This is a genomic window from Gammaproteobacteria bacterium, assembly GCA_036381015.1.
Classification (GTDB): Bacteria; Pseudomonadota; Gammaproteobacteria; order Steroidobacterales; family Rariloculaceae; genus ZC4RG20.
The window spans coordinates 70,628-97,626 of sequence record DASVDR010000015.1 but is presented as its reverse complement, the minus strand read 5'-3'; the positions used below and the strand labels follow the sequence as shown (position 1 = coordinate 97,626).

Sequence of the window (26,999 nt, the reverse complement as noted above, 5' to 3'; positions counted from 1 at the left end):
TTTTTTGGGGCGGGGGGAGCGATGACGACGCGCGAAGCGATCAGCGGGCCGAACAAGCGGATGCTCTGGTCGTGCTTTATCGGCACGACGATGGAGTGGTACGACTTTCTCCTCTACGGCTTCCTCGCGCCGCTCGTCTTCGACCGCCTGTTCTTCCCGAGCCTCGATCCGATGATCGGCACGATCGCCGTGCTCGGCGTGTTTGCCGTCGGCTTCGCCGCGCGGCCGGTCGGCGGGCTGTTTTTCGGGCACTTCGGCGACCGCATCGGGCGCAAGCCGATCATGGTCACGACCCTCGTGCTGATGGGCACCGCCACCACGCTGATCGGCCTCACGCCGACTTACGCGCAGATCGGCATTGCCGCGCCGATCATCCTCGTGAGCCTGCGGTTCATTCAGGGCTTCGCGCTCGGCGGCGAGTCCGGCGCGGGTCCGTTGCTCGCGATGGAAAGCGCCCCGGGCCATCGGCGCGGCCTCTTCGCCGCGTTCGTGCAAAGCGGCGGGGCCGCGGGCACCGTTCTCGGCGCGCTCGCGGCGTTCGCGGTCGGCGCGCTGCCGGACGAGCAGCTCGTGTCGTGGGGCTGGCGCTTGCCGTTCCTCGCGAGCGCCGTGATCTTCGCCGTCGGCCTCTATGTGCGATTGAAGGTCGCCGAGTCGCCGATCTTCCAGGCCGCGATCGAGCGCGACAAGGCGGAGCGCGTTCCGCTCCTCGCGGTGCTCCGGCGCCGCAAGATTCCGGCGTTGCAGGTGCTGTTCTGCGCGATGGCGGAGTCCTCCACCTTCTACTTCACGGCCGTGTTCGGGCTCTCGTACGGGCTCCAGACCCTCGGCCTCCCGAACGGCCTGCTCCTCGGCGGCGTCGTGCTCGGCAATGCGATCGGCATCGTCACGAACCCGCTCTTCGGCGGCCTCTCGGATCGGATCGGCCGCCGGCCGCTGCTCGGCGCCGCCTATTCGCTCGCGGCCCTCTACGTGCTCCTCGTGTTCTTCCCGATGCTCGGGACCGCCAGCGCGCCGATCATCGTGCTCGCGATGGCCATTCCCGGCGCGATCCTGCAGCCGATGTCCTTGTCCGTCACCGGAAGCTTCTACGCGGAGCTGTTCGACGATCCGCGGCTGCGGCTGTCCGGCGTCTCGCTCGGCCGCCAGTTCGGCACGATTCTCGGGGGCGGGCTCATGCCGGTGATCTCCGCGTCGCTCCTCGCGATGTCCGGAGGCGAGCTCGGCTGGGTCATCGCTTACTTCGTGCTGATCTGCGTCGCGGCCGTGGGCGCGGTGGTCACCGCTCGAGAGACGTCGGCGCGGTTCGCCGCGCCGGTCGAGGCGTTAGAGGCACGCCCGATGGAGGGCCCGGTCGTTTGAAGCGCGGCTTGCGGAGCCCGCGAGCCCGTCAGGCCCGGCGTGCGAGCGGCGCGTAGCGGCCTTCGTCGCGAAGCTGCGCCTCCACCGGCCGCACCTCGATGCTGCCCAAGCGCGCCGAAGGCCATTGCGATGCGATCTGGAGCGCCTCGTTCAGGTCCTTCGCGTCGATCAGAAAGAATCCGCCGAGCTGCTCCTTCGTCTCCGCGAACGGCCCGTCGGTCATCGACAGCTTTCCGCCGCGCACCCGCACGGTGACGGCCGTTCGGACGCTTTGCAGCGGCTCGGCCACGAGCAGCTGTCCGCGGTCGCGGAGCGCCTTCACGTAGTCCATCGTCTCGCGCCGCAGCGCATCCCACTCGGCCCGCGACAGCGTGTTCAGGGTCTCTTCCTCCTCGTAGACGAGGCACAGGTACTTCATTCCGGTCTCCTTTTCGTCCCGCTCCAAGGTAGTCGTTCAGCGGCAGGGGAATTCGACAGCGCGACGATGACGCCGCGCTCCACCGACGTTATCGTTACGAGCCTTCGCCTGTCCCGCGCCGAGCCGTGGCCGATCGTCCTTCACCCGAGCTGCCGATCCACGAAGCGCTTCCCGCGCTGCGCGCCGCGCTCGCCGCGCACACGGCCGTCGTGCTTCACGCGCCGCCCGGCGCGGGCAAGAGCACGGTCGTCCCGCCGGCGCTGCTCGACGAGCCCTGGGCACGCGGCAAGCGGATCGTGATGCTCGAGCCGCGCCGGCTCGCGGCCCGGGCGATCGCGCGCCGGATCGCGCGCTCCCTCGGCGAGGACGTCGGCGGGCTCGTCGGTTATCGGATGCGGCTCGACACGCGCGTCTCGCGCGCGACCCGGATCGAGGTCGTGACCGAAGGCGTGCTCACGCGGATGCTCCAAGCGGACCCCGCGCTCGAGGGCGTCGCGCTCGTCATCTTCGACGAGTTCCACGAGCGCGCATTGCAGGCGGACTTGGGGCTCGCGCTGACGCTCGACGCGCGCGACGCGCTCGCGCCCGAGCTGCGCCTCCTCGTGATGTCCGCGACGCTCGACGTCGAGCCGGTCGCCGCGCTGCTCGGCGACGCGCGAGTGGTCACTGCGGAAGGGCGAAGGTTTCCGGTCGAGACGCGCTTCGTCGGACGAGGGCTCCCGCCGATGCCCCCCGAGACCGTCACCGAGCGCATCGTGCGACGTGCGCTGCGGGAGACCGACGGCGACGTCCTCGTGTTCCTCCCGGGCGCACGGGAGATTCGCAACGTGCAACGCCTCCTCGAATCGAGCGAGCCGCGGAGCGCGGGGACCGCAGGTCACGGCGCCTCGGCCTCCGACTCGTCGGGCACGCCGTTCCGTGTGCACGTCCTGCCGCTCTTCGGCGATCTCGATCCGTCGGCGCAGGATGCCGCCCTCGAGCCGAGCCCGCCCGGCACGCGCAAGATCGTGCTCGCGACGAACATCGCGGAGACGAGCCTCACGATCGAAGGCGTGCGCGTCGTCGTCGATTCGGGGCTCGTGCGGCGCACGCTGTTCGACCCGTCGACCGGCATGAGCCGGCTCGAGACGCAGCGCATCTCCCGCGCGTCGGCCGAGCAGCGGCAGGGACGCGCGGGACGGACCGCGCCGGGCGTCTGCTACCGCGCGTGGAGCGAAACGGCGCATCGAAGCCTCGCGCCGGCCACGCCGCCGGAGATTCTCGCCGCGGACCTCGCGCCGCTCGCGCTCGAGCTCGCGAGCTGGGGCGTGACGGATGCGCGCGCGCTGCGCTGGCTCGATCCGCCGCCGGAAGCGATGCTCGCGAGCGCACGCGACCTGCTGCGACGCTTGGGCGCGCTCGATCGAGCCGGCCGCGTGACGGCGCACGGCCGCGCGATGGCGGCCGCCGGCGTGCATCCGCGGCTCGCGCACATGCTCCTCGAGGCCGAAGCGCTCGGCGCCGTGCCCCTCGCCGCCCGGCTCGCGGCGCTTCTGTCCGATCGCGATCTGCTGCGCGGCGCCGAAGCCGCACAGGACGCCGATGTCCGCACGCGTCTCGCTCTGCTCGAGTCGAGATCCCGACAAGGCCCGATCGAACGCGCGCTTCGCTTCGCGCGCGAGCTCGAGCGGCGCTTCGCCGGCGAGCCGCAGCGGCGACTCCGACGAGAGCGCGAGCGGGGACGACGCGCCGGGCCGACCGCGGGCGGCGTCGACGACGCGCTCGCCGGCGTGCTCCTCGCGTTCGCCTATCCCGACCGCATCGGTCGGCGCCGCGCCGGTCCCGGCGCGCGCTATACGCTCGCGAACGGCCGCGGCGCGGCGCTCGCGGAGGGTCAGCCGCTCGCCCGCGAGGAGTATCTCGTGGCCGTGGATCTCGACGATCGCGACCGAGACGCGCGCATTCTGCTTGCCGCGCCGATCGCGAAAGCGGATCTCGAGACGCACTTCGCCGCCGACCTCGAGCACGGCGAGTCCGTCGAGTGGAGCCGGCGGGAGCAAGCCGTGATCGCGCGGCGCACCGTCCGGCTCGGCGCGGTCGTGATCGACGAGAAGCCGCTGCCCGACGTGCCGGCCGAAGCCGCCCGCGCCGCGATGCTCGCGGGTCTATGCGCGCTCGGCCTCGACGCGCTGCCGTGGACGCGCGAGGCACGCGATCTCCAGGCGCGCGTCGAGTTCGCCCGCGCGCTCGGTCTCGACGAGACCGGCTCGTGGCCGCCGATGGACGATGCGTCGCTCGCGCAATCGCTCGACGACTGGCTCGGGCCGTGGCTCGACGGCGTCACGCGCCGCGAGCATCTCGCGCGGCTCCCGCTCGTCGACGCGCTCGCCGCGCGCCTCGGGTGGGAGCGGATGCGCCGCCTCGACGAGCTCGCGCCGAGCCGCCTCCAAGTCCCGAGCGGCGCACGGATCCGGATCGACTACCGCGACGAGAACGCGCCCGTCGTGGCCGTGCGCCTCCAGGAAGTGTTCGGGCTCGAAGAAAGCCCGCGGATCGGCGAAGGGCGCGTGCCGATCACGTTCAAGCTGCTGTCGCCGGCACAGCGTCCCGTGCAGATCACCCGCGATCTTGCGAGCTTTTGGAGCGGCGCCTACGCCGAAGTGCGCAAGGACCTCCGCGGCCGCTACCCGAAGCACCACTGGCCGGAAGATCCGAGGTCGCGGACATGAAGCTGCGGGCCGGCCATGAATTTTCCGCCGAAGATCTTCCGCACGCGCATCCTCGGGCCGCCGATCGGTCGCGGCAAGCTCACCCCTCGGCGTCGCCCCGCCTCGGCCCGCGCTCGCCGCCGCGGGGCCCCGGCGCCGGAAGCCGCGAAAACGCTTCGCAGCTCGGCGGCTCGTACGTCTCGCCCGTGTCGAGCGCCGCGACGAGCGCTTCGATGCGCGCGATGTTCGCGGCCGTGTCGACGGCGATCAGCGCATTGCGGCAAACGTCGGCCGCGAGATGCGCCTGCATCGGCATGAGCGGCCGCAGCAGCGGGACGAGCTGAGGCGCCGGCCCGCCGCGGACCTCGATCACCTTGCTCACGTACTCGAGGTCCCGAGCGTCGGACTCGCCGGAGGCGACCGGGATGGCCTGCGAGCGGACAAAGGCGTCCGGCACGATCCGCACGTAGTCCCCGGTCGCAATCGCCGCGTATCCGTGCACTTGCAGGATCGCGAGCAAACCGTCGTAGTCGACGTCCGCGGGGTCCTGCCCGATCAGGGTCACCTCCGCGCGAACGCGCGGGTCGACGATGAAGTTGCGGCCGCTGCGCTCGGCGACGCCCTCGATGAGCTCGATCAACGGGATCGTTTCCGGGCCGCCTTCCGCCTCGGCCGTCGCCGGCGGCTCTTCCGGCGGCGCTTGCTGCGCGAGCGCGGCGCCCGTGTGCAGACCCAGGATCAACGCTGCGGCCGCGGCCGCCTCGATCGTCTTCACATTCATGTCGTTCTCCGTCTAGAGCCGGGAAGAAGCCTCGGACAGTAGCGCACGGATCTCCCGGCGCTCGTCCTCGGCCGGCGGGGTCAACGCAAAATCGGATGACACGAGGAAGTCGACGAGCTGCCGCACGTCGGCGCGCGCCGCGAGCGCGCGCTCGCGGACGTAGAGATAGAGCGTGCGCGAAGCGGGATAGCTGCCGTCGGCCAGGACCTCGAGCGACGGCTCCACGCCGCCGAGCGGCGCAGCATCGAGCCTGTCACGATTGCCGTCGAAGAACGCGAAGCTCACGACGCCGAAAGCGTTCGGGTACGTCTCGATCCGCTGGAGGAGCTCGAAGCCTTCCGACATCTCGTCGTAGGCCGAGTCGTCGCGAAGCGTGCGACACACGCGCTCGTAGCGCACGTCGTCCGACTGCTCGAGCGCGAGCAGCTCCGGAAAGCTACGGCAGCCGGCCTCGAGCAGCGTGATCAAGCTTTCGCCGAGCACCGAGTCGGCCGCAGGGCCGACGACGTCGATCGGCTCGTACGGCAGCGCAGGATCGATATCGCTCCAGCTTCGGTTCCGGTTCGGCGTCACGCGAGCCTGGTCGCGGTCGTCCGGCACCTCGCGCGCGAGCGCGAGGAAGACCTGGCGAACGGACAGCGGGAACGCGGCGTAGGCGTGGCTTCGGCCGAGCACGAGCGCGTCGTAGCCGATCTTGATCTCGATGATCTCGCCGAGCGGCGCGGTCGCGCAGGCCGCAAGCTCTGCTGCGCTCAGGCGGCCGAAACGAACGATTGCGGGCGTGGCCGCGACGCCGCGCACGTCTCCGCAGAACGCCTCCATGCCGTCCGCGGTGCTCTCGATGAAGAAGGCCGAATCGACGCCCGCGCCCTCGGCCGTCTCTTGCACGTAACGATAAGCTTGCGAAGAGATCGAGACGCCGGTGCGGGCACGAGAGCGCGCGACAGCCACGCCGGGGGGGGCCGACGCGAGCGCGCTTCCCTCCTCCGCGTCGGCATCCGAGTCCGGTGTCTCCGCGGCGGGCGCACCGCTCCCGGCCGACGGTTTCGCGGCGCTCGGCGCCCCGCCGCCGGCCGGCTTCACCGTTCCCCCCGCATTCGACTGCAATTGCGGCTTGACTGCGCCCGTCGAGCCGCCCTCACCCTTGTCGCGCGCGACGGTCGGCGGCTCGGCCGTCCCCGCGCCGTCGCCGTTGGCGCGGAAAAGCCCCGGCATCGAAAGCATCAGCACCGCGAACGCCGCGGCTGCGCCGACCAGCGCGGCCGCAGCGATTCCGCGGACAAAACGCGTTCGCGGCGAAAACCGATGCACCGGCGCCCGACGGTCGAGCGCGGCCTTCAGCCTCGCGGCGAATTCAGGCGGCGGTCTCTTTCGAAGGCGGTACAAAAACTCGTCGTCCATCGCCAAGCTCCACGGCTACCACTGCGCCCGCAGCGTCACGACCAGGCGGTGCAGAATCGTGCCGACATTCGTTTCGCTGAGCCCCGTGAGCCCCGCGATCGTCCGATTGCTGAGGCCGGCCCCGTACTTGAGCGCGATCAGCTCGCGGTCGCGCTCGGAGAAGCGGGCGGCCAGCTCGGCGAGGCGCGCGAGATCGGACGCGCGCTCCGCCGCCTCCTCCGGCGTTCCCTCGGCGGCCGCATCGTCGGCCGCCTCGATCGGCAAGTGCTCGCGGCGCGCCCGAAGGTGATCGATGCCGACGTTGTGCGCGATGCGAAACAGCCAGGTGGAGAAGGCGGCCAGATCGCGCCGATAACGGCTGCGAGACCGCCAGGCCTTCTCGAACGTGCGTGCGGTCAGATCCTCGACGTCGGTCTCGACTCCCAGACGGAATCGGAAGTAGTTGTAGATGCGCGGCAGGTAGTCCGCGTACACCGCGTCCCAGTCCACTTCCTCGGCCGGCGCCCATTGCATGAGCCGTTCCGGTTCCGATCGCTCGAGGCCCATGCCGCTATATACGCGAGGTTTTCACAGGTATCACGGCCGGCTCGCTCCGCCGCCCGGAGCGGCGCATGGGGGCGTCCGCCCATCCGGCGCGCGACGCATTTCTTCTCGCCCGCGGTATGCGCTCAAATGGAGCGGGGTGCCGAGCGAGAAGGAGGGCGCGTCATGCTGAAAGACAAAGTCGCCGTCGTCACGGGCGCCGGAAGCGGCATCGGCCGGGCCGTCGCCCGGAAGCTCGCGGCCGCGGGCGCCCGCGTCGTCGTCTCCGACATCGACGAGGAAGGCGGACACGACACCGTCGCCGCGATCGGCGCGGGCGGCGCCGAAGCCGTGTTTTTCAAAGCGGATACGTCCAGGCCCGAGGACAACGACGCGCTCGTGGCCGAGGCGGTGAAGCGATTCGGCGGGCTCCACGTCGCGGTCAACAATGCGGGAATCGGCGGGCCGATGGCGCCGGTCGGCGAATATCCGATCGAAGGCTGGGACAAGGTGATCGCCGTGAACCTTTCCGGCGTGTTCTACGGGATGCGCTATCAGATTCCCGTGATGAAGCGCGGGGGCGGCTCCATCGTCAACATGGCGTCGATCCTCGGCCAAGTCGGATTTCGCAACTCCGCCGCCTACGTGGCCGCCAAGCACGGCGTCGTGGGCCTGACCCGCAACGCGGCGATCGAGTACGCCCGCGACAACGTGCGCGTGAACGCCGTGGGTCCGGGCTTCATCAAGACGCCGCTGATCGAGAACCTCGACGCCGACACGCTGAAGGCGCTGGAAGGCCTGCACCCGATCGGCCGGCTCGGCGAGGCCGACGAGGTGGCGGAGCTCGTGCTGTGGCTCTGCTCCGACAAGGCGTCGTTCGTCACCGGGTCGTACTACGCCGTCGACGGCGGCTACCTCGCGCAGTAGCCGCGCTCGCAGAGCACGGCGGCGCGCTCTTCTCAAGCGACGTCCACGTCGTCGACGTCCACCTGCCCGCTCAAACGGCGACGGATGTGCGACCACGAAAGCCCGACGGCCAGGAGCCCCGCGAGGCACGCGAGCGCGACCCAGGCGATCCTTCTCGGATCCTGCAGGTTCAGGATGTCGACGCTGATCAGGAACCAAACGAGGGTGCCGAAGAACGCCGCGCCGAGGAAGAGCCCGACGCCGCCGAGCGAACGAAACGTGGCGCGCAGCAGAATCACCCAGCCGATCGCGACCACGACGCCGGCGAAAGCATGCGGCGCGCCGAGCGTGTCGTTCTCGAAAGCGCGCATGAGCCAGTGAATGTACGAGAACTCTGTCGGGTTGTAGGTGAGCAGCACGAGCACGGCGGTCATCAGCAACCGCACGAAGAAACTCGACCACGTGAAGTATCGAACGGCCATCTGCGGCTAATCTCCCGCGGCAGGAGCGCTTAGCATAGCGCCAAGCGGGTCCGCGGACATCGGCCGTGCGTGAAGGCGCCGCGGCCGGCTATAGTGCCCTTCCCGGCGGTGGGCGCCGCCGACGAATTCGAGGACGGTCATGGATGCAAAGGTCGAAGCGGTGAAGAAGGCGTATCAGGCGCGGGCCGACGAGGAAAGCGGGAAGCTGCCGAGCCGCGCGGGGGGCGGGCCGCAGCGCGACATCGACGAGCTCCTGCTGCCGATCGGTCCGGCCACCGCCTCGTTCGTGAACTTGCTGATCAAGGAAGCCGAGGCGCGGGCGATCCTCGAGGTCGGCACGTCCTACGGCTACTCCACTGTCTGGCTCGCCGAGGCCGCCCGCGAGACGGGCGGGCGCGTGACGGGCCTCGAGATCCATCCGCGCAAGGTCGACTACGCTCGCGCCGAGCTCGAGAAGGCCGGGCTCGCGGAGCACGTCGAGTTTCGCGTCGGCGATGCCCTCGAGACGCTGAAGACGCTCCCCGGTCCGTTCGACTTCGTGCTGATCGACCTTTGGAAGGATCTCTACACCGCGACTTTCGACGCGGTTTACCCGAAGCTCGCCGACGGGGCGCTGATCGTCGCCGACAACATGCTCTACCCCGAGAGCGCGCGCGCGAACGCCGACGCCTATCGTCGGCGGGTGCGCGCGGCGAAAGACATGTCGAGCGTGATGCTGCCGATAGGGAGCGGCATCGAGGTCAGCCGCTACCGGTGAGCCGGAGGCACGCTCGCCGCCGCGCGCCGGCCGGCCCGGAGCGAGCGTTCCGTCGCCGAAGTGATACCATATCCGAGGCGATCGGCAGCCCAGGAAACAATACCAATGAGAACGAAGAACACGGCCATTCGCTCCGCTGCGGCGCTGCTTGCGGCCTCGGTGTCCACCGTGCTTCTCGCGCAGCCGCGCACCGACCGCGAGGTCGACCTTCCCGAATCGCGGCGGATTCCGGCCGAGCAGACCGCCGCGGCGTATGTCGATCCCGAATGGAAGGCGCCGAGAACGTCGTGGGGTCATCCGAGCCTCGAAGGCACGTGGAGCACCGACGACATGCGCGGCATCCCGCGCGACCGGCCTCGCGAGCTCGGCACGCAGGAGTTTCTCACGGAGGAGCAGTTCCTCGAGCGCGCGATGCGCCAGGAAGCCGGACGCGATCGAGCGGTAAACGAGGAAACCTTTCTGCGCAACGAATGGGGCACGCGCACGTTCGGGTTCTCGTCGTTGGTCGTCGATCCGCCGGACGGGCGCACGCCGCCGCTGAACGACGCCGGCCGGGCACGAGCCCGGGCGAACGGCGGGCGCGGCACCTTCGGCTCCGGGCCGTTCAACACGTTCGAGGATTTCTCGCTGTACGATCGCTGCATCGCGCTCGGCATCAACCGCGGCATGGGTGCGGCGATCTACGGCAACGGCATCCGCATCGCGCAAAGCCCGAGCGCCGTCTCGATCACGTACGAGATGATTCATGCGACACGCATCATTCCGCTCGACGGCCGTCCTCATCTCGACGAAAGGATCGACCAGTACACGGGCAACGGCCGCGGCTACTGGGACGGCGACACGCTCGTCATCGAGAGCCGCGGCTTCACGGACAGGACGAGCGTCGGCGGCGGCCCGCACAGCCGCAATCTGCGGACCGTGGAGCGCCTCCGGCGCGTGGATCCGGAAATGATCGAGTACCGCATCACGATCGACGATCCGGAGACGTACACCGCGCCGTTCACCGTGCGCACGATGTGGACCACGCAACCCGGCTACTACATGTACGAGTACTCGTGCCACGAAGGCAACACGGCGGTGGGACAGGGGCTGCGCAGTGAGCGCGCCTACGAGCGGCAGGTCACCGAGGCGATTGCGAAGGGTCTGCCGATCCCGCCGCGCTCGTCGGGCATGAGCGTCTATCGGGAGCCGCCCGAGGACGCGAAGATCTACAACATCAACCTGGGGGAGTAATTCGCAGGGCGGACCTGCTACGCGGCCGTCATTCGCCGACCGCCTTGCGCGGCTGAGGCTCGACCGCGGGGCGACTGGCCGCCGGTCGATCCGCGGCGGGTCGATCGACCGCGGCGCGCACGATACCGCTCCACGCCGAGACCGAGACCGTCGCGGAGGCCGTGAGCACGGCGACGGGCGGCCTCCAGTCGAGCAGCGACAACGCGCCGCGCTGATCCTCGACGAGCGCCGTGCAGCTCTCGACCCAATCCCCGTCGTTGCAGTAGAGCAAGCCGTCGAGCTCGGCGAGCTCCGCCCTGTGGATATGCCCGCACACCACGCCGTCGACGCCCGCCTCGCGCGCCGCGACCAGCGTAGCGTGCCGATAGCGCTCGACGTAACGCTGCACGCAGCCGAAACGGGACTTCACGTGCTGAGCGAGCGACCAGTAGGGACGTCCGGCGATGTCGTGAAGCCAGTGGACGAAGCGGTTCAGCGAGAGCAGCGTCCGGCACGCGAGCGCGCCGAGCAGCACGCCGAGAGAACGGCCCCTGACGACCGCGTCGAACTCGTCGCCGTGCAGCACCAGGAGCCGCCGGCCCGAGCGCGTCGTGTGAATCGCTCGTCCCGCCACCTCGATGTTGCCGAGCTTGGCGCCGGCCAGAGCCCGGAGCTGGTCGTCGTGGTTGCCCGGGATGTAGACGACGCGCGTGCCTTCGCTGCTCTTGCGGAGAATCGTGCGCACCACCTCCGTGTGGGCCGGCGGCCAGTAGAAGTCACGCCGCAAGCTCTCGAAGTCGATGACGTCGCCGACGAGATAGAGCACGTCGCAGCGCGTTCGGCGGAGAAAATCGAGCAGGAGCGCCGCCCGGCAGGCCCGCGACCCGAGGTGCACGTCGGAAATCCAGACGGTTCGCAGAGGGGTGCGGGCTGCAGAGCTCATCGGCTTCGATTCTCCTTTTCGTTCGGGACGCGCGGCGCCTGCCGCCGCGCGTCCGTCGGCGTCCCTGTGTGCTCGTCGAGAAAATCACGGGGATGCGCTCGCGGTCCCGGGGCAGAGGCCGACGCGAGGCGGAGCAACAGGCCCGCTGCGTCGAGCCGCCCTCGACACTGGAGCGAAGGGCGGGATGGTACACGGGTTTCTCGAGGAATGCGCGAACGCGCATCACGCTGCGCGGGCGTCGGCCGCGGCGGCGCCGTGCTCGGCTTGCTCGCGCGACGAAAAAAGAGCGGGGCCGAGGCGAGCGCAATCCGTCTCGGACGGCTCACGCTCGCAGCCGGTGCACTCGGCCCCTGGAAGCGCTCGGACGACCGGCCGTCCCGCGAGTCTCGACGGGGAGGAGTCGAGCTCGCGCGTCCGCGGTCAGCCCGGGGGAAGGTCGACCGCGGGTCGAACGTCGGCTTCAGCGAGATTCAGCGTCGCGTCCGCAAACTGCTTCAGCTCCGCTTCGAGGGTCTCCCTGAGCCGCTCGTTCAAGGCTCGCATGTGCTCGCGCACGTCCGCGCGCAGCCGCTCGATCTCGAACGAGGACGCCGCGCGCCCGCCGCTGACGACGATCTCCTCGATTGCGGGGGGTTCCGCCTGGAGCGGCGGCCCGGTGCCGGGGCTCGGTTCGAGAACCCGGCCGTCGTCGGCCGACGCCCCGGCGGTGAAGAGCGCCGAGGCGGCGATCGCGAGCACACCGACAAAGGCGCTGCGAAACGATTGACTGATCATGGCCTCCGACTCCTCTGATCGAATGGATTGCCTCAAGCCGAATACCGCGTGAGGCCGCGCACGTTACTGCGCGGAGGGCCGGGAATCTGTATCGATTGTTGAAGGTCTTTGTCGCCGGCGGGCGCAGGCGGGACGAGCGCGAAGCGCTGCGGGCGGCCGGCGAACGGGAAACGCGCGCCCCGCGTGCCGTCGAGCCGCGACACGCGCGTCGCATCTCGACACAAAATTGCTACAAACGTTGACGCGGCCGATTTGCGAGCTAGCGCTGCCGCTGCGCGAGCACGTCGCGCTGGAAGACGCCGGTGACCAGCATGTCGTGCGCCGCCTGGTCCAGCAGGTAGACGCGGTCTCTTCCCCGCGCCTTCGCTTCGTAGAGCGCCTGGTCGGCGAGCTGCAGCGCGCCCCGCGGCCGCCTTTGGCTCGTGGGCTCGACGACGGCGATCCCGACGCTGATCGTGACCCTGCCGTTGCCCGCCCCACGATGCTCGATCGCGAGGTCGCTGACCCCGCGCCGCGCACGCTCCCCGAGCGCCCTCGCCTCGTCGCCGCCGATGTCGTAGACGACCGCCGCGAACTCCTCGCCGCCGTAACGCACGAGCACGTCCGAGGAACGCGAGAAGAGCGCTTGCAGCTTGCCGGCGACTCTGCGCAGAGTCTGGTCACCGGCCTGATGTCCGTAGAAATCGTTGTAAGCCTTGAATCGGTCGACGTCGACCAGAAAAACGGCAACGCTGCCGCGGGTCGCGACGGCTCGCTCCCACAGCTGCTCGATCCGCTCGTCGAACACGCGCCGATTGTTGAGGCCCGTCAACGCGTCGTGCTCGGCGAACTCGGCGATCATGCGGCGCTCGAGAAAGCTCCTGCGGGACATCTTCTCGATGTGCCGCGCGGCGATCGCGGCGGCGACCGTCACGAGCAAGAGCGTCGTGGAGCACCGCAGCACGAGCGGAAGCGCGAGCCCCATGGCGAGACCGTTCACGAAGAACGAAGCGATGACGAAGACCACCGCGGTCAACGCCACGCCGAACGGCAGCCCCATGAAGAAAAGCGGCCCGACGACCATCAGCGGCAGCGTCATCAGCGATTCGAGCCGACCGTCTGCCGCGACCCCGGCGACGAGCGCGCCGGCCACGAGGTTTCGCACGGGGACGAGGCGCCGGGCGATCGGCAGGTAGAGATCCGCAAAGCGGCGGCTCCACGCGAGCGAGAGCAACACGCCCGCAACAACCAGCAGCAGCCCGATCTCGACCACGCGGTCAATGCCGGGCACGCTTCCGAACGCGACCGTTACCGCACCGCGCGCGCTCGTCACGGCGGCGACGACGCACGCGGCGCGAATCAGCGCGCGGTTCTCCAGCAGATGACTGCGAACGTACTCCGCCTCGATCGTCGGGGCGAACCGGCGACGGGGACCGTTCTCGAGCTCGACTGCGTACGGCGAGCTCGGAAACGGGCTCGGATCGAGCTGGGACGGGGGCGGCGGCGGCATCGCCGAAGCATAACGGCAATCGCGCCGCGCCGATGTGATCCGGGTTCTCCTCTCGCGGCCCCTACAAGATGCGCCAGACACCGGGCTGCGACGGACAAGCAACGCCGCGCCGGGTCGTCTTCTCGCGGCCCGCGACGGCGATCATCGTGAACTCGCGGCACGCGGCGCCGTCACGCTTGCGATCCGCGCCGGGCAGCAGCTCGTAACGCACGCCGGTCGACTCGTTCGTCCACGTGACCGGGTGCCCGGCCTCGCCGATCTCCAGCGCGTGGCCGATGCACGCGCGATCCGCCTCGTCGAGCTCGCGGCCGATCCGGTTTCCGATCAGGGCGCCCGCCGCCGCGCCGATCAGCGTCGCGACCGCGCGGTGCTCGTCGGCGACGCGTGAAGCGATGACGCCGCCCACGACGCCGCCCACGACCGTGGCGATGGCCTCACGATTGCAGTGCCCGGAGACGATGTCGTAGTCGTATTCCCATTGACCGCCGGAATGCCCGACGTAGTAAGGATCGTGCTTCTTGCGCCAACCGTGAGCGGGCGCGTGCGGAGGCGGATCGGCAAGCGCGCTCGCGGACAACGCGGCAATCCACGCGATCACCATCAGTCGAGCAGTCTTCGTCGAGATCGGCATACGCATTCGACCCTCCTCGGTCGCTCATCCGGCAGCGTCGGCGAACGAGACCCGCGCCGCGCGTTGAAATCCCCGGCCTTATCGTGCGTCACGGCCGAGCGCTATTTGGGTTTCATCGATGCCCGGGTTCCGTGACGAAGGTCACGCTTGGATGCGGCCGAGGAGGATCGAACCCCGGGCTCACGCCGATGCGGCGGAGCCGGCTTTCACAACGCGGTCGAGGGTTGCGACCGAGCGTGGCTGCGGGCGAAGCGGAAGCGCCGAGTTCCGTCTCAGGGCGCTCCGAGCAAGCCGGTGCAGTTTCCCTGAAAGCCGTTCATCCGCAGAAGCCGGTTCCAGAGCTCCAAGCGGTCTTCGCCTGCCAGCGAGCGCGCCCATTCCCAGGCGCCGGCATAGTCGTACTCCGCCCGCCACTCGGACTCGCCGCGGATCCGTTCCCGCGCGAACTCCTCGCCCCAGACATCCGCCCAAACACGGTCGAGGACGAGATACAGCGTTCGATGGCCGTCGAGGCCGTCGAGCCGCTCGGCGAGCTGCCAAAGGTGCCGGTGCCCGAGCTCGTGGACCAGCGTGGAGCGCTTGACGTCGGGAGCATAGCTGCCGCGCAGGCGCATCGGGTGATGCGGACCGCCGGAATGGCTGACCGCGTCCGCGACCACCGCCCAGACCTTGGATTCGACGAACGGCAGACAGGTGCGCGCTTCGAACGCGGACACGATGCGGGCGCCGTATTGCTCCCAGATCGACCGATACATCCGGACCGCGTAGCCGTGCGCGGCGGTCGACGGGATGAACTCGACCTCGACCTCGACGTCCGACGGCGCGGCGGACGCGGCAAGCGCGACGCTCCCGAAGAGGATTCCCGCAGCGCGGAGCAAGACTGCACGCATCGTCATGTTGTTCTTCGGCTCGACGCGAAGATGCTCGGACATCGCGTACGGACTCGTCAAGGGCCGGGGAAAACCTTCGACGCCCGCGCCCGAGCGGCTCGTGGAAACGGCCGGAACGTCGCAGTGCCGCGATGGTGCACATTGCGGCTTCTGACGGTGCGGCCGATGTTGTAGGCTTCCGGCTGCCGAGAACCCATTCTCGATCGTCCACGCAACCTCGGGGGGCAACGATGACGAAGCGGACGCAGCGGATCCTTGCGCCGGCACTCCTGGCGCTCTCGCCGTTGACGCAGGCTCAGGAATGCGACCGCCAATGCCTGATCGACCTGGCCGACGACTACGTGGCGGCGATGGTGGCCCACGATCCGTCGCGCGTGCCGCTCGCCGAGAACGTCAAGATCGTGGAGAACATCGAGCGCATCGAGCCCGGCGAGGGATTGTGGGCCACTGCGGCCGCCGTCCCGACGTCGTTCGTCATCCACGTGCCGGACCCCGTCGCGCAGCAGGTAGGGTATCTCGCGGTGCTCATGGAAGATCGCGACGGTGATCGGATCCCGATCGAGCTCGGCCTGCGCCTCGAGCTCGAGGACGGGCGGATCACGGAGGCCGAGCACCTCGTGGTCCGAAATCTCAATGAGAGCAGCCTCGCAAACCTTCGATCCCCGCGCGCACCGCTCGTCTCTCCCGTCACGGACGAGGCCTATCGCGATTCGCGGTCACGCCTGCTGCACATCGCGGCCTCGTACTACGACGCGCTCGACCGCAACAACGGCTCGCTGGCGCCTTTTGCGGACGATTGCGTCAGGTTCGAGAACGGCAGACAGACGGCACGCAACCCGGTCGCACGCGATCCCTCTCAAGGTTTCGGGCTGGTCGGCTCACTGGGATGCGAGGCGCAGCTCGATACGAATACCTTCGAGTACATCACGAGCATCGACAATCGGCGCGTGTCGATCGCCGACGAGGTCAACGGCCTCGCGTTCGGCCTTTCGCATTTCCGCCACGCGTTCGAGACCCACGAGTTCCCCTTGTACGGCGTGCCGGGGCAGAGAACGCGCGTCATGGACTTCGACCCGTTCGACCTGCCCGCGATGCACATCTTCAAGATTTGGGGCGGGCAGATTCACGAGATCGAAGCGATCGGCATCGTCGTGGATTACATGTCGCCGACCGGCTGGGAGTAGCCGGCGGAGGAGCTCAGCGGCGCTGAGCTCGCGAGCCGGCGGCCGCGTGAGGCCCGACCGCTACTCCGCTCCGATCGGCTGAGCTTGCTCTACGCGCGTCGCGTAGTCCTGGTAAGCGGGTATCGTTATCGCCGCGATCATGCCGATCGCGAACAGCACCGGAAAAATCAACGCGGCCAGCTTGACTCCGAGCGTATTCGGAGGGGGCGGAGGACCGTAGTCGTTCGCTCCTTGAGTGCCGCGCCCGAACAGCAGATAGAGGCCGACGGCGACGTTGACCAATGGAACGAACAGCAGCAGCGACATCCAGCCGCTGTGATTCATGTCGTGCAGGCGCTGCATCGCAAACATGACCGCGAAGACGATCGAGGCGATGAAGACCAAGCCGTAGCCGATCGCGATGCTGGCGCCGACCGCATTCGGCTCGAGGCCGAGAATCACGGCGAAGATCAGGCCGACGACGAAGTAGATGGCGACCGTGAACAGGCTCACGCGAGCGAGATACCTCAGCCGCCCGGCGCGGCCGCTGAACGAGAACACGGGCGAATCGCCGACCTCGTCGGTGCTTTCGACGGTCAAGCTGCTGCTCGGCGCCGCATAGGGATTGGCTTGGACCATGCGCTCATATCCTCCCGGTGAGCAAAATTCCCCGGGAAAGTAGCAAAATCCGTCTCGAATCGTTAGCAGCGGATGAGAATATTGTGACTCGTGTCGGCCGAGCGGGAGCGTCACGGCCGCGTCAGAGCAGCCCGGCCCGCTTGATCGAGAGATACCGATTCGCGATGGCCGCGGGCAGCTCGCTCCAAACGCAGTCGTCCACGTAGACTCCCCGGGCGCGCAGCAGATCGTGCGCCCCGCGCCGCTTCTCGAGGTATTGGGCCGTGCTCGCGTGCAGCAGCGCGTCCTCGAATCCGAGCACGCGGCGCGCGAGCGCCTCGTCCAACGCCGCCTCCCTCAAGCTCGCGAGAATCACCAAATGCCGCCGCTTCAGGAGGCCGATCGCCGCGACGAGATCGTCCGTGTCCTCCTCGCGAACGTTCGTGAGCAACACGACCAGCGAGCGTCTTCGCTGCTTCACGGCGAGCTCCGTAGCCGCCGCCAGGTAATCTACTTCGTGCGGCGCCGGCTGGACGTCGTAAACGTGGTTCAGCAGGCCGTTGATCGCCTGCAAGCCCTTGCGCGGGGGATACCAGCTTCGATCCGCGCCGAGAATCATGACGCCCACGGAATCGCCGCGGCGGAGCGCGATGTAGCTCAGCAGAAGCATCGCGTTCAATGTATGGTCGAAATGGCTGAGCTCGGCGTCCTTGGCCAGCATGCGCCTTCCCGCGTCGATCATGAACAGCACCTGCTGATCGCGCTCGTCCTGGTACTCGCGCGCGATAAGACGCGATGTTCGGGCGGTCGCCTTCCAGTCGATCGCCCGCACGCTGTCCCCTTCGCGGTAGTCGCGAAGCTGATGGAATTCCGTGCCTTCGCCGCGTCGCTGCCGCAAGCGCATGCCCGCGAGCTGCAGCCGGCTGTCGACCTCGTACGCCAGGAGCTTCGAGATCGTCGAGTAGTTGGGGTAGACGCGCACCGATTGCGCATTCGGCACGAATCGCCTGCGCCACCACAGGCCGAGCGGCGACGCGATGCGGAGCTCGACGCCGGGAAACGTGAAGAAGCCGCGCTCGGTCGCGCGCAGCGAATACCCGACGTCCTGAAAACGGCCCGGCGCGACGGTCGTCTGTTGCGGCAGGTCGCGAGCGGCGAAGGTCTGCGGATAGTGATCGAAGATTTGCAGGCGCAGCGGCCGGCGCGCCGTATCGTTGCGAACCGTGATCTTGACGTCGATCCACGTGCCGAGCGCCATCGAGCGCGGAAGATCGCGTTCCACGGCCGGCGCGCGCACGCGCGCGTGCACGGCCGCGTCGGCCGAGGCCGCGGCGAGCAGCACCAGCGCCGCGAACGGCCAGATGGCGGCGACGCGCGGGTCGAGCCCGGCGAAGATGCCGGCGAGCGCAAGCGCTCCGGCGGCCAGAAGCAGCGGGCGGCGGGGTATCACTGTCGCGGCGCGCTCACCTTCTCGAGAAGGTTTGCGAGGATGTCGTCCGGGTGGTAGGCCTCGATTTCGAGCTCGGGCGCTAGCGCGATGCGGTGCCGTAAGGCCGGAATCGCCACCTTCCGCACGTCGTCGGGGGTCACGAACGCGCGCTGCTCGAGCACCGCGGCCGCTCGCGCCGCCCGCACGATCGATATCGGGCCGCGCGGCCCGGCGCCCATCCGGATGCCCGATACTTGCCGCGTCTCGCGGGCGATCCGCACCGCGTAGTCGATCACGGCCGGCGCCATCTGCGTGGCCGCGACGAGCTTCTGCGCCGCGATCACATCCTCGGCCGTCATCACCTGCCTTACATCGTCCACGTGCAGGGATTCGCCCACTCGGTTGTTCGTGACGGACTCGACGATGCGCAGCTCGACGTCGTGGTCCGGGTAGTCGATCAGCACCTTGAACAGGAATCGGTCGAGCTGTGCCTCCGGCAACGGATAGGTTCCTTCGTGCTCGACCGGATTCTGGGTCGCCACGGTCATGAACGGCGCCGGCAGCGGCAACGACTTGCCTTCGATGGTGACCTGGTTTTCCTGCATCGCCTCGAGCAGCGCCGCCTGCGTCTTGGCCGGCGCGCGGTTGATCTCGTCGGCGAGCAGCAGGTTCGCGAACACCGCGCCGCGGCGCAGCCGGAACGTTTCCGACTGCATGTCGTAGACCGCATGGCCGCTCACGTCGCTCGGCATCAGATCCGGAGTGAATTGAATTCGCGAGAACTTCCCGCCGAAGGCTTGCGACAACGCGCGTACGAGCAGCGTCTTGCCGAGGCCGGGCACGCCTTCGAGCAGCACGTGGCCGCCGGCGAGCAGCGCGATCACGACGGCGTCCACGACGTCGGCATGGCCGATGAACGCGCGCCCGATCTCCGCGCGCAGCGCCGCGATCTTCTCCTCGAGTAAGCGATGCGCTTCGGCGCGTTCCGTCATAGCTCGTTCCTCATCGTCTGCAATGCTCGGATCCGGTGAGTGAATTCCCGCGGCCGCATCTCGGCGCGCGGCCCGAGCGCCGCCAGCACGGCTTCGGCCGAGAGTCCGGTCATCCTCGCGATCGCCGCGGCTTGCTCGCGGGCCGGCATTCGACCGATGCCGGGGTGCATCGCCTCTGCGCGGCGGAGCATGGCGGCCGTCGAGGCCGCGACCAGCGTGCCGGCGCCGTCGTGCCGCCAGACGAAGCGTCCGGCCGCCGCGACGTGCTCGACGATCGATCGACGCGCGGGAGCGGCCGGTGCGATCGCGGGCCCGAACCGCGGCATCACCGACCACAGCCAAAGGAGAATCGCCGACACGATCGCGATGACGGCGTACGGGAAGCGCGTCCAGATCAGCTGCCAAAGCGGCGGGAATTCGGCGCCGTAGACGAACCACACCTTGCCCGGCTGGATGCGTCCGGCCACGGCGTCGAGCAGCAGGCGGGCGTGATCGTATTGGGCAAGGAACGGATTCTCGAACCACGACGATCCGGCGATCACCGTGACGAAGCCGCCGCCGTGCCGGCGGCGGACGGCAACGAGGCCGTGCTCGTCCGCGAGCGTCGCGCCGTCGAATCCGAGCCCGGCGCCGTCGGGACCTTCCGCGGCGAGCTCGAGACGTCGAACGATGCCGCCGACGACCCGATAGGCCGCGGTTTCCGACTCGCCGCTCCCGCCGGCGACGAGCACTCGCTCGCCGACGACAAACACGTGCCCGCCGGCGACGATCACGCGCGCGCCGGCCTCGGGCTCCGCGGTTGCGTCCGGCTCCGCGGTTGCGTCCGGCTCCGAGGCCGCATCGGGCTCGGCGGCCGGGTTCGCTTCCACGGCCGGGCCCGCCTCCACGGCCGGGTTCGCCTCCACGGCCGGGCCCGCCTCCGCGGCGGGATCGGCTTCCAGCGCGGGATCGGCCTCCACGAGCCGAAATCCGAAATGCTCGAACACGGCGTCCGTGTCGCGCGTCGGCTGCTCGGGCGGCAGGAGCACCAGATGGCCGCCGCTCGCCACCCAGGCGTCGAGGCGCCCGAGCTCCTCGGGTGCGGCGAACGTCGCCGAGGAGCGCGCGACCAGCGTGTCGGCCGGCTCGGGCAGCCACTCGCTCGGCTCGAGCGATGCCCGGGAATCGGCCTCGATCTCCAGCTCTCGCAGCAGCATCTCCGCGGCGAGAAACTCGTTGAATCTCGCCTCGCCCCGATACGTCGCCGGTATCTCCACGACGACTCTCTCGTGCGTCATGAAGAACCACGCAGCGAGCAGCGCGCACGCGGCGACCACGGCCAGCGTGACAAGCCACGTTCTCATCACGCCGTCCCGTAATGCCGCGGCCACTCGGCGCAGATGGACGATACGAAGTCGTCGCTCGGATCGCGTGCGCCGTAGGCGTACCACGTCCACGCCGTCACGACCTTGCGAAAGAACTCGGCCTTTGCCGCCTCGGCCTGCCGCTCTACCGCCGCGACGCACATGCCTTCCGTCGCGCTCGGCGGCAAACGCACGCCGAGGTGCTCGACCGCGGCGAAGACGCTGCCTCGATAAAGGAGGCTCATTGCGCCGCGCCGCTCGCCGGCGCGCCAGAGCTTCAGCACCTCGGCCGGAACGTCGCCCGGCAGCGTCTCGGCGCTAATCTCGCCGCCGGCGAGGACGACCCTCTGCGCGGACGGAGGCGCGGAGACGCGCGCCCGGAGGCTTCGTCGCCGCCGCACGACGAGGACGGCCCCGGCCAGAAGCAGCACGCCGATCAGAATCCACAACGCGAGCTCGACGACCGCCGACAACGCGCGGGTCAAGGTTTGGAGCATGGCCGTGAGCAGGCCCTCGGCGGCCCCCGGCTCCGAAACATTCGCGTCCCGCCGATCGATTCTTTGCCAGCGCTCGATCTCGCGCGTCACGTCGAGCGCGTCGCTCGCCATGACCTCGTCGACCGCCGGACGAACGGCCTCGTCGCCCCAGAACGGAAACCCCGGATTCTCGAGCATCTCGGCCTGTGCCGGCTCCGGCGCTTGCGCGCGCGCCGACTGCGGCAGAGCGATCATCGGTGCGAGCACGACGGCCGCGACGAGCACCGCGGCGGCCGCACGGCCCGCGCGCCGCTGGACCATTCGCCGGAACGCGATCTCGAGATCCCACGCCTCGAGCTCGGTGCGACAGTTGACGTACAAGCCGAAACCGCACCCGACGAACCACGGCTCGAGCGCGGATTGCGCGAGATAGCCGATGAGGAGCCCGAGCAATGCGCCGACTCGCGTGTCGCCGGTAAAAAACTGGCTGACCCAGCCTACCCCGATCGTCTCCTGATACTGCGCGGGCACCAACACGAAGCCGATCAGAATGACGCCGACGTACAGCGACAGGACGAGATGCTGATACGCGACCGTCACACCCGTGCCGTATCGCATGATCCTCGGGTTCAACACCTTGGCTCGAGCGTGCCTCCGCTTTCCGCTCATCCCCTCGAGCTGCGTCAACGGCATCGCGATCGAGCGCGCGAAGTGGAAGCGATACGGCGAAAGCAGAAAGATGCGATTGCGCCACGCAAGCGCGGGAAGCGCCTTCAATGCGGCCCGAGCGCTCGGCTTCTCGCCGAAGAGCCGGCGCGAGACGATGTGCAGCATCGGCCCGTCGGCGAGCGGCTCGAGCCACCAATACGCGAGGGCGGCGAGCGTGGGATACGGGGTATACGCGACCGCGAGCGCGGCGAGCCCGACGAGAGGCAGCGTGACGGCGAACCAGACGCGATAGATCGCGGCGGCATCGCGCCGAATCAGCCGCGCACCGAAGTCCGCTGCCTCCCACGCGCTGCGGGGCCGGAGCTCCGCCGTCACATGCTCAAGATCCACGGCCGAGCAGCCCGAAATAGACGATCAGCGCGAGCCACAGGATCCCGCCGACGAGGTATTTCACCCCGATCGGCGGCCAGGTGGTCGACGACCAGAAGGCTTCCACGAATGCGGCGCCGACGAGCATCGCGCTGCCCCCGTAGACGAGCGGCATCGCGTCGGCGGCGCGGTCGCGGATCGCGTGCCAGCGCTTCTTTCTGCCCGGCGCCGCCGCCGCGAAGCCGATCATGAGGCCGACGGCGCCGAAGATGACGATCGCCGTGAGCTCGAGCGAGCTGTGACCGACGACGAACGGCCAGAACGTCTCCGTGAACCCCGCGGAAGTGAGATGGCTCGCGAGCGCGCCGATGAACAATCCGTTGAAGCAAAGAAAGAAGATGCTGCCGATGCCGAAGAGCAGGCCGCTGGCGAACGTCTGGAAGCCGATGCCGACGTTGTTGTAGATGTAGAAGCCGAACATCGCGACGTCGGTCGCGGATTCGCGCTCGCGGCCGAGCACCCGATTCTCCGGGTCGTACATCGCCTCCACGGCCGAAACTTCGTGCGGCTCGAGCAGCGAGTAGACGAGATCGGGCTGTATCTGCACGGCGAGGCCCATCCCGAGGCCGGATCCGCCGAACAGCAAGACAGACACGGCGACGTACCGTCCGTGCCTGCGGAACGCGGCGGGAAAATCGTGAAGCACGAACTGCACGAGCGCGGCGAGCCCGACGGTTCGCGTGCGATAGAGATGCCGATGGCCCTCGAGGGCCAGGCGGTTCAGGTGCTGCTGCAATCCGAGGCTGTACCGCCGCGCGCGTGCGAGCGCGAGATGGTGGCAGAGCCGACGATAGAGCCCCGGGAACTCGCGGCCGATCCGCCTCGCATCGCGTCGCGACTTCCTGCGCCGGCTCGAAAGCGCGCGAATCGCCTCCTCGAGCTCGGCCCAGCTCGGCTCGTACCGGGCTTCGAACGCGTGCTGATTCATGATCGTCGATCCCGGCCCGCGAGCCAGCCCGCGTAGGCGCGGAGGCGCGCCGCGTTCACGTCGCTGAACACGGGTCTCAGGACCGCCGCGAGCTCCTCCGCACGCTCGACGTTGAGTCGGCCGAACCGCTCCCCGAAATCGACGATCGCCTGCTGCTCCTCCCGCGAAAGCGGAACGACTACCGGGAGCGGGTCGACGTCGTCGGCTCGCGGCCGCGGCGGCGTCGCCGAGGCTCTCGGTCGATGCACGACGACGGTGCCGGCGGCAAGGTCGCCGAGGCGCTGAAACCTGCCGCTGATCAAGACGCTGATGCATCCGAACGCGTAGCACCCGGGCAGCACGTCGACTGCGCGGATCAGGTTCCTGATGATCGATGCGGACCAGCCGACGGGTGTGCCGTTCCGGTTCACGACGGCGATGCCGAAGGAGCGTTTACCGGGCGTCGCGCCGTGCCCCAGCACTTCGAAAAGGACGTTGTAGAACCACAGCAGCACGAAGGTGACGACGAAGTAGACGCCGAGGCCGAATACGCCGAGCACACGGAGAAACATCGAGGCAAACAACAGCACCCCGGTTTTGATCCCGGCGTCGACGAGCCAAGCGAGCGCCCGAGGCGCGAGGCCCGCAAGCGGCAGCCGCAGCTCGACGCCCTCCGGCGTCGCGATGTCGTACGTCGTATCGAGCAGCAATCGAGGCGCCTCCGTCCGGCGGTGCAGCTCACGACGAGCCGCGCCGCAGGATACGGAAGTCGGGGCGAAATTTCACAGATCGGAGCGGACGAGACCGTGTCGAACGTCGCAGCTCCGGCAGACCACCGAATAGAGATAGAAGTCCCGGGGGACGCCGCGCGCCAAGCGATGCCCTCCGAGCATTCTCTCTCTCCGAAAACCGGTACGCTCCAATAGCGCGATGGACCGCTCGTTCGTCGTCATCACGAACGCCTCCGCACGACTGAAGGAGCCGGGACCGAATGCCCAAGCCATCGCCGCGCGTACGGCGGCGCTCATCAAGCCTAGGCCCCAGTACGCGGGAGCGAGATCGTAAACGAGCTCTGCAACGCGCTGCTCACGTTGCCAGCGCGTGAATCCACACGACCCGATGGCCTCGTCGTCCTGCGTGCGCGCGAGCGCCCAGCGCAGCGACTTCGGCTCGTCATAGTCAGCGATTATTTTTGCGACCACGGTAGTGACGAGCTCGGACGTGATAGGCGGCCAGCTCGTGTGCTCGGTCACGCGCGGGTCCGCCAAGTACGCATACCAAGCGGCCGCGTCAGTACTCCTGAAGGGTCGCAGAACGTATTCACCGACCGCCAGGGTCGGAGGGGTGAACGGCGGCATAGCCACAAGCTTGCAGGCGCGGGTCAGGAAGCGGGCGGCCCGCTGCAGCACCTCATCGACCGCTTCGGCCTCATGCGAAGTGCTCGATGTCACTGGGCATGCTGACCCATGAGTGCATTCGTTCCTCGTAGACCGAAACGCGCGGCGCCGGAAACGACGGATCGGCAAATGCGCCCACCGGTATCGTGACTGCCTCCGGAAAGGCGTCCGCGGTGTAGTACACGATGGCGCCGCACTTGGGACAGAATCTGAATGTGGCCTTCGTCCCTTCGTCTCCGACACGCTCGTACTCCGCGCTCGCGCCTGTGACGGTGACGGCCTCGCGTGGGAAACGCGCTTGGACGGCGAAAACGCTCCCCGTACGGCGCTGACAGGCCAGGCAGTGGCAAACGGATATGCGCACCGGCTCGCCCGAGACCTGCGCCTGCAACTGGCCGCAGCTACAGGAGGCGGTGCGAGACGGCGGAGGAGTCGTGGGGTGCATTTTCGCCGCCTCACTGCAACTATGTCGCTGTTTCAACTACAGCATGATCGGGATTGGGCGTCAACGACGCGCAAGTTGCGCGATTGCGCATCCTGCGGCTACGCTCCCCGCCATCACGCGAGAGGGCGAATCCATGACGACACGCCGATACACCGTCCGACGGAGGGCCATCTCCGGTGCGATCGCAGCACTCGCCGCTTCCGCGTTTGCGCCGCCCGCACCGGCGCAGGCGCCCATGTCATGCGATGCCGAGGCCTTTGCGCGGCTCGGCCTCGCCGGCACACGGATCCTCTCCGCGACGACGGTGCGCGACGATCCGCGCGCCGGGCCGCACTGCGTCGTGCGCGCCGTCGTCAACGAGCGCACGGGCACCGACGGCAAGCGTTACGCGATCGGCTTCGAGATGCGCCTGCCCGAGCAATGGAACGGCCGCTACTTTCATCAGGTGAACGGCGGCAACGACGGCGCCGTCGTCCCGGCCTACGGCAACTTGCTCGGCAATCAGCCGGACAACGCCCTCGCGCGCGGCTACGCGGTGCTGAGCTCCGATTCCGGGCACGACGGGCAAGCCAACCCCGAGGCCGGTCTCGTCGGCGGCAACCTGTTCGGTTTCGACCCCCAAGCCCGCGCCGACTACGGGTACGCGGCGAACGTCACGCTGACTCCGATCGCGAAGACGATCATCGAGCGCTACTACGGCCGGCGACCGCAGTACTCCTACATGGTGGGCTGCTCGAACGGCGGCCGTCATGCGTTCGTCGGTGCCACGCGGCTTGCAGACGAGTTCGACGGGTTCCTCGCCGGCGCGCCGGGCTTCAACCTGCCGATGGCGGCGCTGCAACACCCGTGGGACGTGCAGAGCTTCGAGCTCGTCGGCGACGACATCCGCCGCGCGTTCTCCCGCGAAGACATGCGAATCGTGAGCGAATCGGTCCTCGCGCAATGCGATGCGCTCGACGGCGCCGCGGACGGCATCGTCGGCGCACTCGCCGAATGCCAACGGCAGTTCGACGTCGAGCGGCTCGTTTGCCGCGACGGCGGCCCCGACAGCTGTCTCGACGCGAAGCAGGTCGAGGCGCTCCGGCGCTCGTTCGGCGGGCCGCACGACGCGGACGGCCGCGAGCTTTACGCCTCCTGGTGGTACGACGGCGGGCTGGGCTCCGAAGGCTGGCGCGCGTGGAAGCTCGAAAGCCCGATCTCCGACCTCGGCGGCCTGCCGCTCATCGCCACGCTCGGCGCCGGCTCGCTCGCGCACGTCTTCACGACTCCGCCGACGCGGCTCGAGGGCACCGCCGCGAGCCTGCTCGGCTACCTTCGGGCGTTCGATTTCGGGCGCGACGCGCCGAAGATCTTGGCAACGACGGACGCGTTCCCCGTTTCCGCGATGGACCTGATGGCGCCGACCGACTGGCGCGATCCGAAGCTCGCGGAGCTCCAGGCCGAAGGCGGCAAGCTCATCGTCTATCACGGCGCGAGCGACGGCGCGTTTTCGATCAAGGCGACGATCGACTGGTACGAAAAGCTGCGCGCCAACAACGGCGGCGACGTCAGCGACTTCGCGCGCTTTTATCCCGTGCCGGGCATGGGGCATTGCAGCGGCGGCCCGGCCACGGACCGATTCGACCTGTTCAGCGTGCTAGTCGACTGGGTCGAGCAAGGTGAGGCGCCCGAGAACGTGACCGCCGTCGTCCGCGCCGACAACCCGGAGCTGCCCGAAGGCTGGAGCCCGACGCGCTCGCGGCCGCTTTGCGACTGGCCCCAGGTCGCGCGCTACGACGGCACGGGCGATCTCGAGTCCGCGGCGAGCTTCCGCTGCGAGTAATCGGAGGACCAACGCCGCAAGCTTATGCTCGGCCGGCCGCGGCGTGGGCTTGCG

Annotated in this window: 26 protein-coding genes; 7 read left to right on the top strand and 19 right to left on the bottom strand. The window is 68.9% G+C overall.

All coding sequences use genetic code 11. The features are described 5' to 3' along the window. The first annotated feature begins 21 nt into the window (after window positions 1-21). Window positions 22-1,362, top strand: coding sequence for an MFS transporter (locus VF329_06430; protein HEX7080631.1), 1,341 nt, complete (start codon window positions 22-24; stop codon window positions 1,360-1,362). Window positions 1,363-1,390: 28 nt separating this feature from the next. Here VF329_06430 and VF329_06425 read toward each other — a convergent pair whose 3' ends face one another. Then, window positions 1,391-1,780: a YciI family protein gene (locus tag VF329_06425; GenBank protein HEX7080630.1), complete on the bottom strand. Its 390-nt coding sequence runs from the start codon at window positions 1,778-1,780 to the stop codon at window positions 1,391-1,393. Window positions 1,781-1,905: 125 nt separating this feature from the next. Between VF329_06425 and hrpB the strand changes: the two genes are divergently transcribed. Next, window positions 1,906-4,488, top strand: a complete 2,583-nt coding sequence (gene hrpB, locus VF329_06420; GenBank protein HEX7080629.1) for an ATP-dependent helicase HrpB — start codon at window positions 1,906-1,908, stop codon at window positions 4,486-4,488. 79 nt (window positions 4,489-4,567) lie between these two features. Here the strand turns inward: hrpB and VF329_06415 are convergent, their stop codons facing one another. Genes VF329_06415 through VF329_06405 form a run of 3 tightly spaced genes read right to left on the bottom strand, consistent with a single transcriptional unit; the run spans window position 4,568 to window position 7,162 of the window. Beyond that, complete coding sequence (locus tag VF329_06415) at window positions 4,568-5,248, bottom strand: secretin N-terminal domain-containing protein (protein HEX7080628.1); 681 nt, start codon at window positions 5,246-5,248, stop codon at window positions 4,568-4,570. A 12-nt stretch (window positions 5,249-5,260) separates the two neighbouring features. Further along, on the bottom strand, window positions 5,261-6,649 hold the full coding sequence (locus VF329_06410; GenBank protein ID HEX7080627.1) for a substrate-binding domain-containing protein: 1,389 nt from the start codon (window positions 6,647-6,649) through the stop codon (window positions 5,261-5,263). 15 nt (window positions 6,650-6,664) lie between these two features. Beyond that, the gene (locus tag VF329_06405) at window positions 6,665-7,162 is read right to left on the bottom strand and encodes a sigma-70 family RNA polymerase sigma factor (GenBank protein HEX7080626.1); all 498 of its coding nucleotides are present in this window, start codon (window positions 7,160-7,162) and stop codon (window positions 6,665-6,667) included. A gap of 195 nt (window positions 7,163-7,357) precedes the next feature. Between VF329_06405 and VF329_06400 the strand changes: the two genes are divergently transcribed. After that, a complete protein-coding gene (locus tag VF329_06400) occupies window positions 7,358-8,098 on the top strand; it encodes an SDR family oxidoreductase (GenBank protein HEX7080625.1) in 741 nt (246 codons plus the stop codon). A 32-nt stretch (window positions 8,099-8,130) separates the two neighbouring features. Here the strand turns inward: VF329_06400 and VF329_06395 are convergent, their stop codons facing one another. Beyond that, window positions 8,131-8,559, bottom strand: coding sequence for a DUF6524 family protein (locus VF329_06395; GenBank protein ID HEX7080624.1), 429 nt, complete (start codon window positions 8,557-8,559; stop codon window positions 8,131-8,133). Window positions 8,560-8,698: 139 nt separating this feature from the next. Between VF329_06395 and VF329_06390 the strand changes: the two genes are divergently transcribed. Next, window positions 8,699-9,316 carry a class I SAM-dependent methyltransferase gene (locus VF329_06390; protein ID HEX7080623.1) on the top strand — a complete coding sequence of 206 codons (618 nt, stop codon included), beginning with the start codon at window positions 8,699-8,701 and terminating at the stop codon, window positions 9,314-9,316. 105 nt (window positions 9,317-9,421) lie between these two features. Further along, window positions 9,422-10,549: a hypothetical protein gene (locus VF329_06385; protein HEX7080622.1), complete on the top strand. Its 1,128-nt coding sequence runs from the start codon at window positions 9,422-9,424 to the stop codon at window positions 10,547-10,549. 28 nt (window positions 10,550-10,577) lie between these two features. On the opposite strand, the gene VF329_06380 is transcribed toward VF329_06385, so the two are convergent. From VF329_06380 to VF329_06360, 5 genes are all read right to left on the bottom strand, one after another. Beyond that, the gene (locus VF329_06380; GenBank protein ID HEX7080621.1) at window positions 10,578-11,471 is read right to left on the bottom strand and encodes a UDP-2,3-diacylglucosamine diphosphatase; all 894 of its coding nucleotides are present in this window, start codon (window positions 11,469-11,471) and stop codon (window positions 10,578-10,580) included. Window positions 11,472-11,891: 420 nt separating this feature from the next. After that, complete coding sequence (locus tag VF329_06375) at window positions 11,892-12,245, bottom strand: hypothetical protein (protein ID HEX7080620.1); 354 nt, start codon at window positions 12,243-12,245, stop codon at window positions 11,892-11,894. A 259-nt stretch (window positions 12,246-12,504) separates the two neighbouring features. Then, window positions 12,505-13,734, bottom strand: coding sequence for a diguanylate cyclase (locus VF329_06370; GenBank protein HEX7080619.1), 1,230 nt, complete (start codon window positions 13,732-13,734; stop codon window positions 12,505-12,507). Between the two features lie 61 nt (window positions 13,735-13,795). Then, window positions 13,796-14,371, bottom strand: a complete 576-nt coding sequence (locus VF329_06365; GenBank protein ID HEX7080618.1) for an RT0821/Lpp0805 family surface protein — start codon at window positions 14,369-14,371, stop codon at window positions 13,796-13,798. Between the two features lie 266 nt (window positions 14,372-14,637). Then, on the bottom strand, window positions 14,638-15,297 hold the full coding sequence (locus tag VF329_06360) for a hypothetical protein (GenBank protein HEX7080617.1): 660 nt from the start codon (window positions 15,295-15,297) through the stop codon (window positions 14,638-14,640). Window positions 15,298-15,485: 188 nt separating this feature from the next. On the opposite strand from VF329_06360, the gene VF329_06355 reads away from it, so the two are divergent. Further along, entirely contained in the window at window positions 15,486-16,439 is a 954-nt protein-coding gene (locus VF329_06355; protein HEX7080616.1) for a hypothetical protein, read from the top strand. Between the two features lie 60 nt (window positions 16,440-16,499). Here VF329_06355 and VF329_06350 read toward each other — a convergent pair whose 3' ends face one another. From VF329_06350 to VF329_06310, 9 genes are all read right to left on the bottom strand, one after another. Next, the gene (locus VF329_06350) at window positions 16,500-17,057 is read right to left on the bottom strand and encodes a DUF805 domain-containing protein (GenBank protein ID HEX7080615.1); all 558 of its coding nucleotides are present in this window, start codon (window positions 17,055-17,057) and stop codon (window positions 16,500-16,502) included. A gap of 121 nt (window positions 17,058-17,178) precedes the next feature. After that, window positions 17,179-18,486, bottom strand: a complete 1,308-nt coding sequence (locus VF329_06345; protein HEX7080614.1) for a DUF58 domain-containing protein — start codon at window positions 18,484-18,486, stop codon at window positions 17,179-17,181. Continuing rightward, window positions 18,483-19,457: a MoxR family ATPase gene (locus VF329_06340; protein HEX7080613.1), complete on the bottom strand. Its 975-nt coding sequence runs from the start codon at window positions 19,455-19,457 to the stop codon at window positions 18,483-18,485. The genes VF329_06345 and VF329_06340 overlap by 4 nt, the downstream gene beginning before the upstream one ends. Then, complete coding sequence (locus tag VF329_06335; GenBank protein HEX7080612.1) at window positions 19,454-20,800, bottom strand: DUF4350 domain-containing protein; 1,347 nt, start codon at window positions 20,798-20,800, stop codon at window positions 19,454-19,456. The genes VF329_06340 and VF329_06335 overlap by 4 nt, the downstream gene beginning before the upstream one ends. After that, a complete protein-coding gene (locus tag VF329_06330) occupies window positions 20,800-22,335 on the bottom strand; it encodes a hypothetical protein (GenBank protein ID HEX7080611.1) in 1,536 nt (511 codons plus the stop codon). Before VF329_06330 ends, VF329_06335 begins: the two co-directional genes overlap by 1 nt. Continuing rightward, window positions 22,325-23,302 (bottom strand): stage II sporulation protein M, encoded by a 978-nt coding sequence (locus tag VF329_06325; GenBank protein HEX7080610.1) that lies wholly within the window; start codon window positions 23,300-23,302, stop codon window positions 22,325-22,327. The genes VF329_06330 and VF329_06325 overlap by 11 nt, the downstream gene beginning before the upstream one ends. Continuing rightward, a complete protein-coding gene (locus VF329_06320) occupies window positions 23,299-23,991 on the bottom strand; it encodes an RDD family protein (GenBank protein HEX7080609.1) in 693 nt (230 codons plus the stop codon). Before VF329_06320 ends, VF329_06325 begins: the two co-directional genes overlap by 4 nt. Before the next feature lie 72 nt (window positions 23,992-24,063). Continuing rightward, the gene (locus tag VF329_06315) at window positions 24,064-24,639 is read right to left on the bottom strand and encodes a GNAT family protein (GenBank protein ID HEX7080608.1); all 576 of its coding nucleotides are present in this window, start codon (window positions 24,637-24,639) and stop codon (window positions 24,064-24,066) included. 70 nt (window positions 24,640-24,709) lie between these two features. Further along, window positions 24,710-25,123, bottom strand: a complete 414-nt coding sequence (locus VF329_06310) for a GFA family protein (GenBank protein ID HEX7080607.1) — start codon at window positions 25,121-25,123, stop codon at window positions 24,710-24,712. A gap of 235 nt (window positions 25,124-25,358) precedes the next feature. On the opposite strand from VF329_06310, the gene VF329_06305 reads away from it, so the two are divergent. Then, complete coding sequence (locus tag VF329_06305; protein HEX7080606.1) at window positions 25,359-26,945, top strand: tannase/feruloyl esterase family alpha/beta hydrolase; 1,587 nt, start codon at window positions 25,359-25,361, stop codon at window positions 26,943-26,945. Window positions 26,946-26,999: the final 54 nt, after the last annotated feature.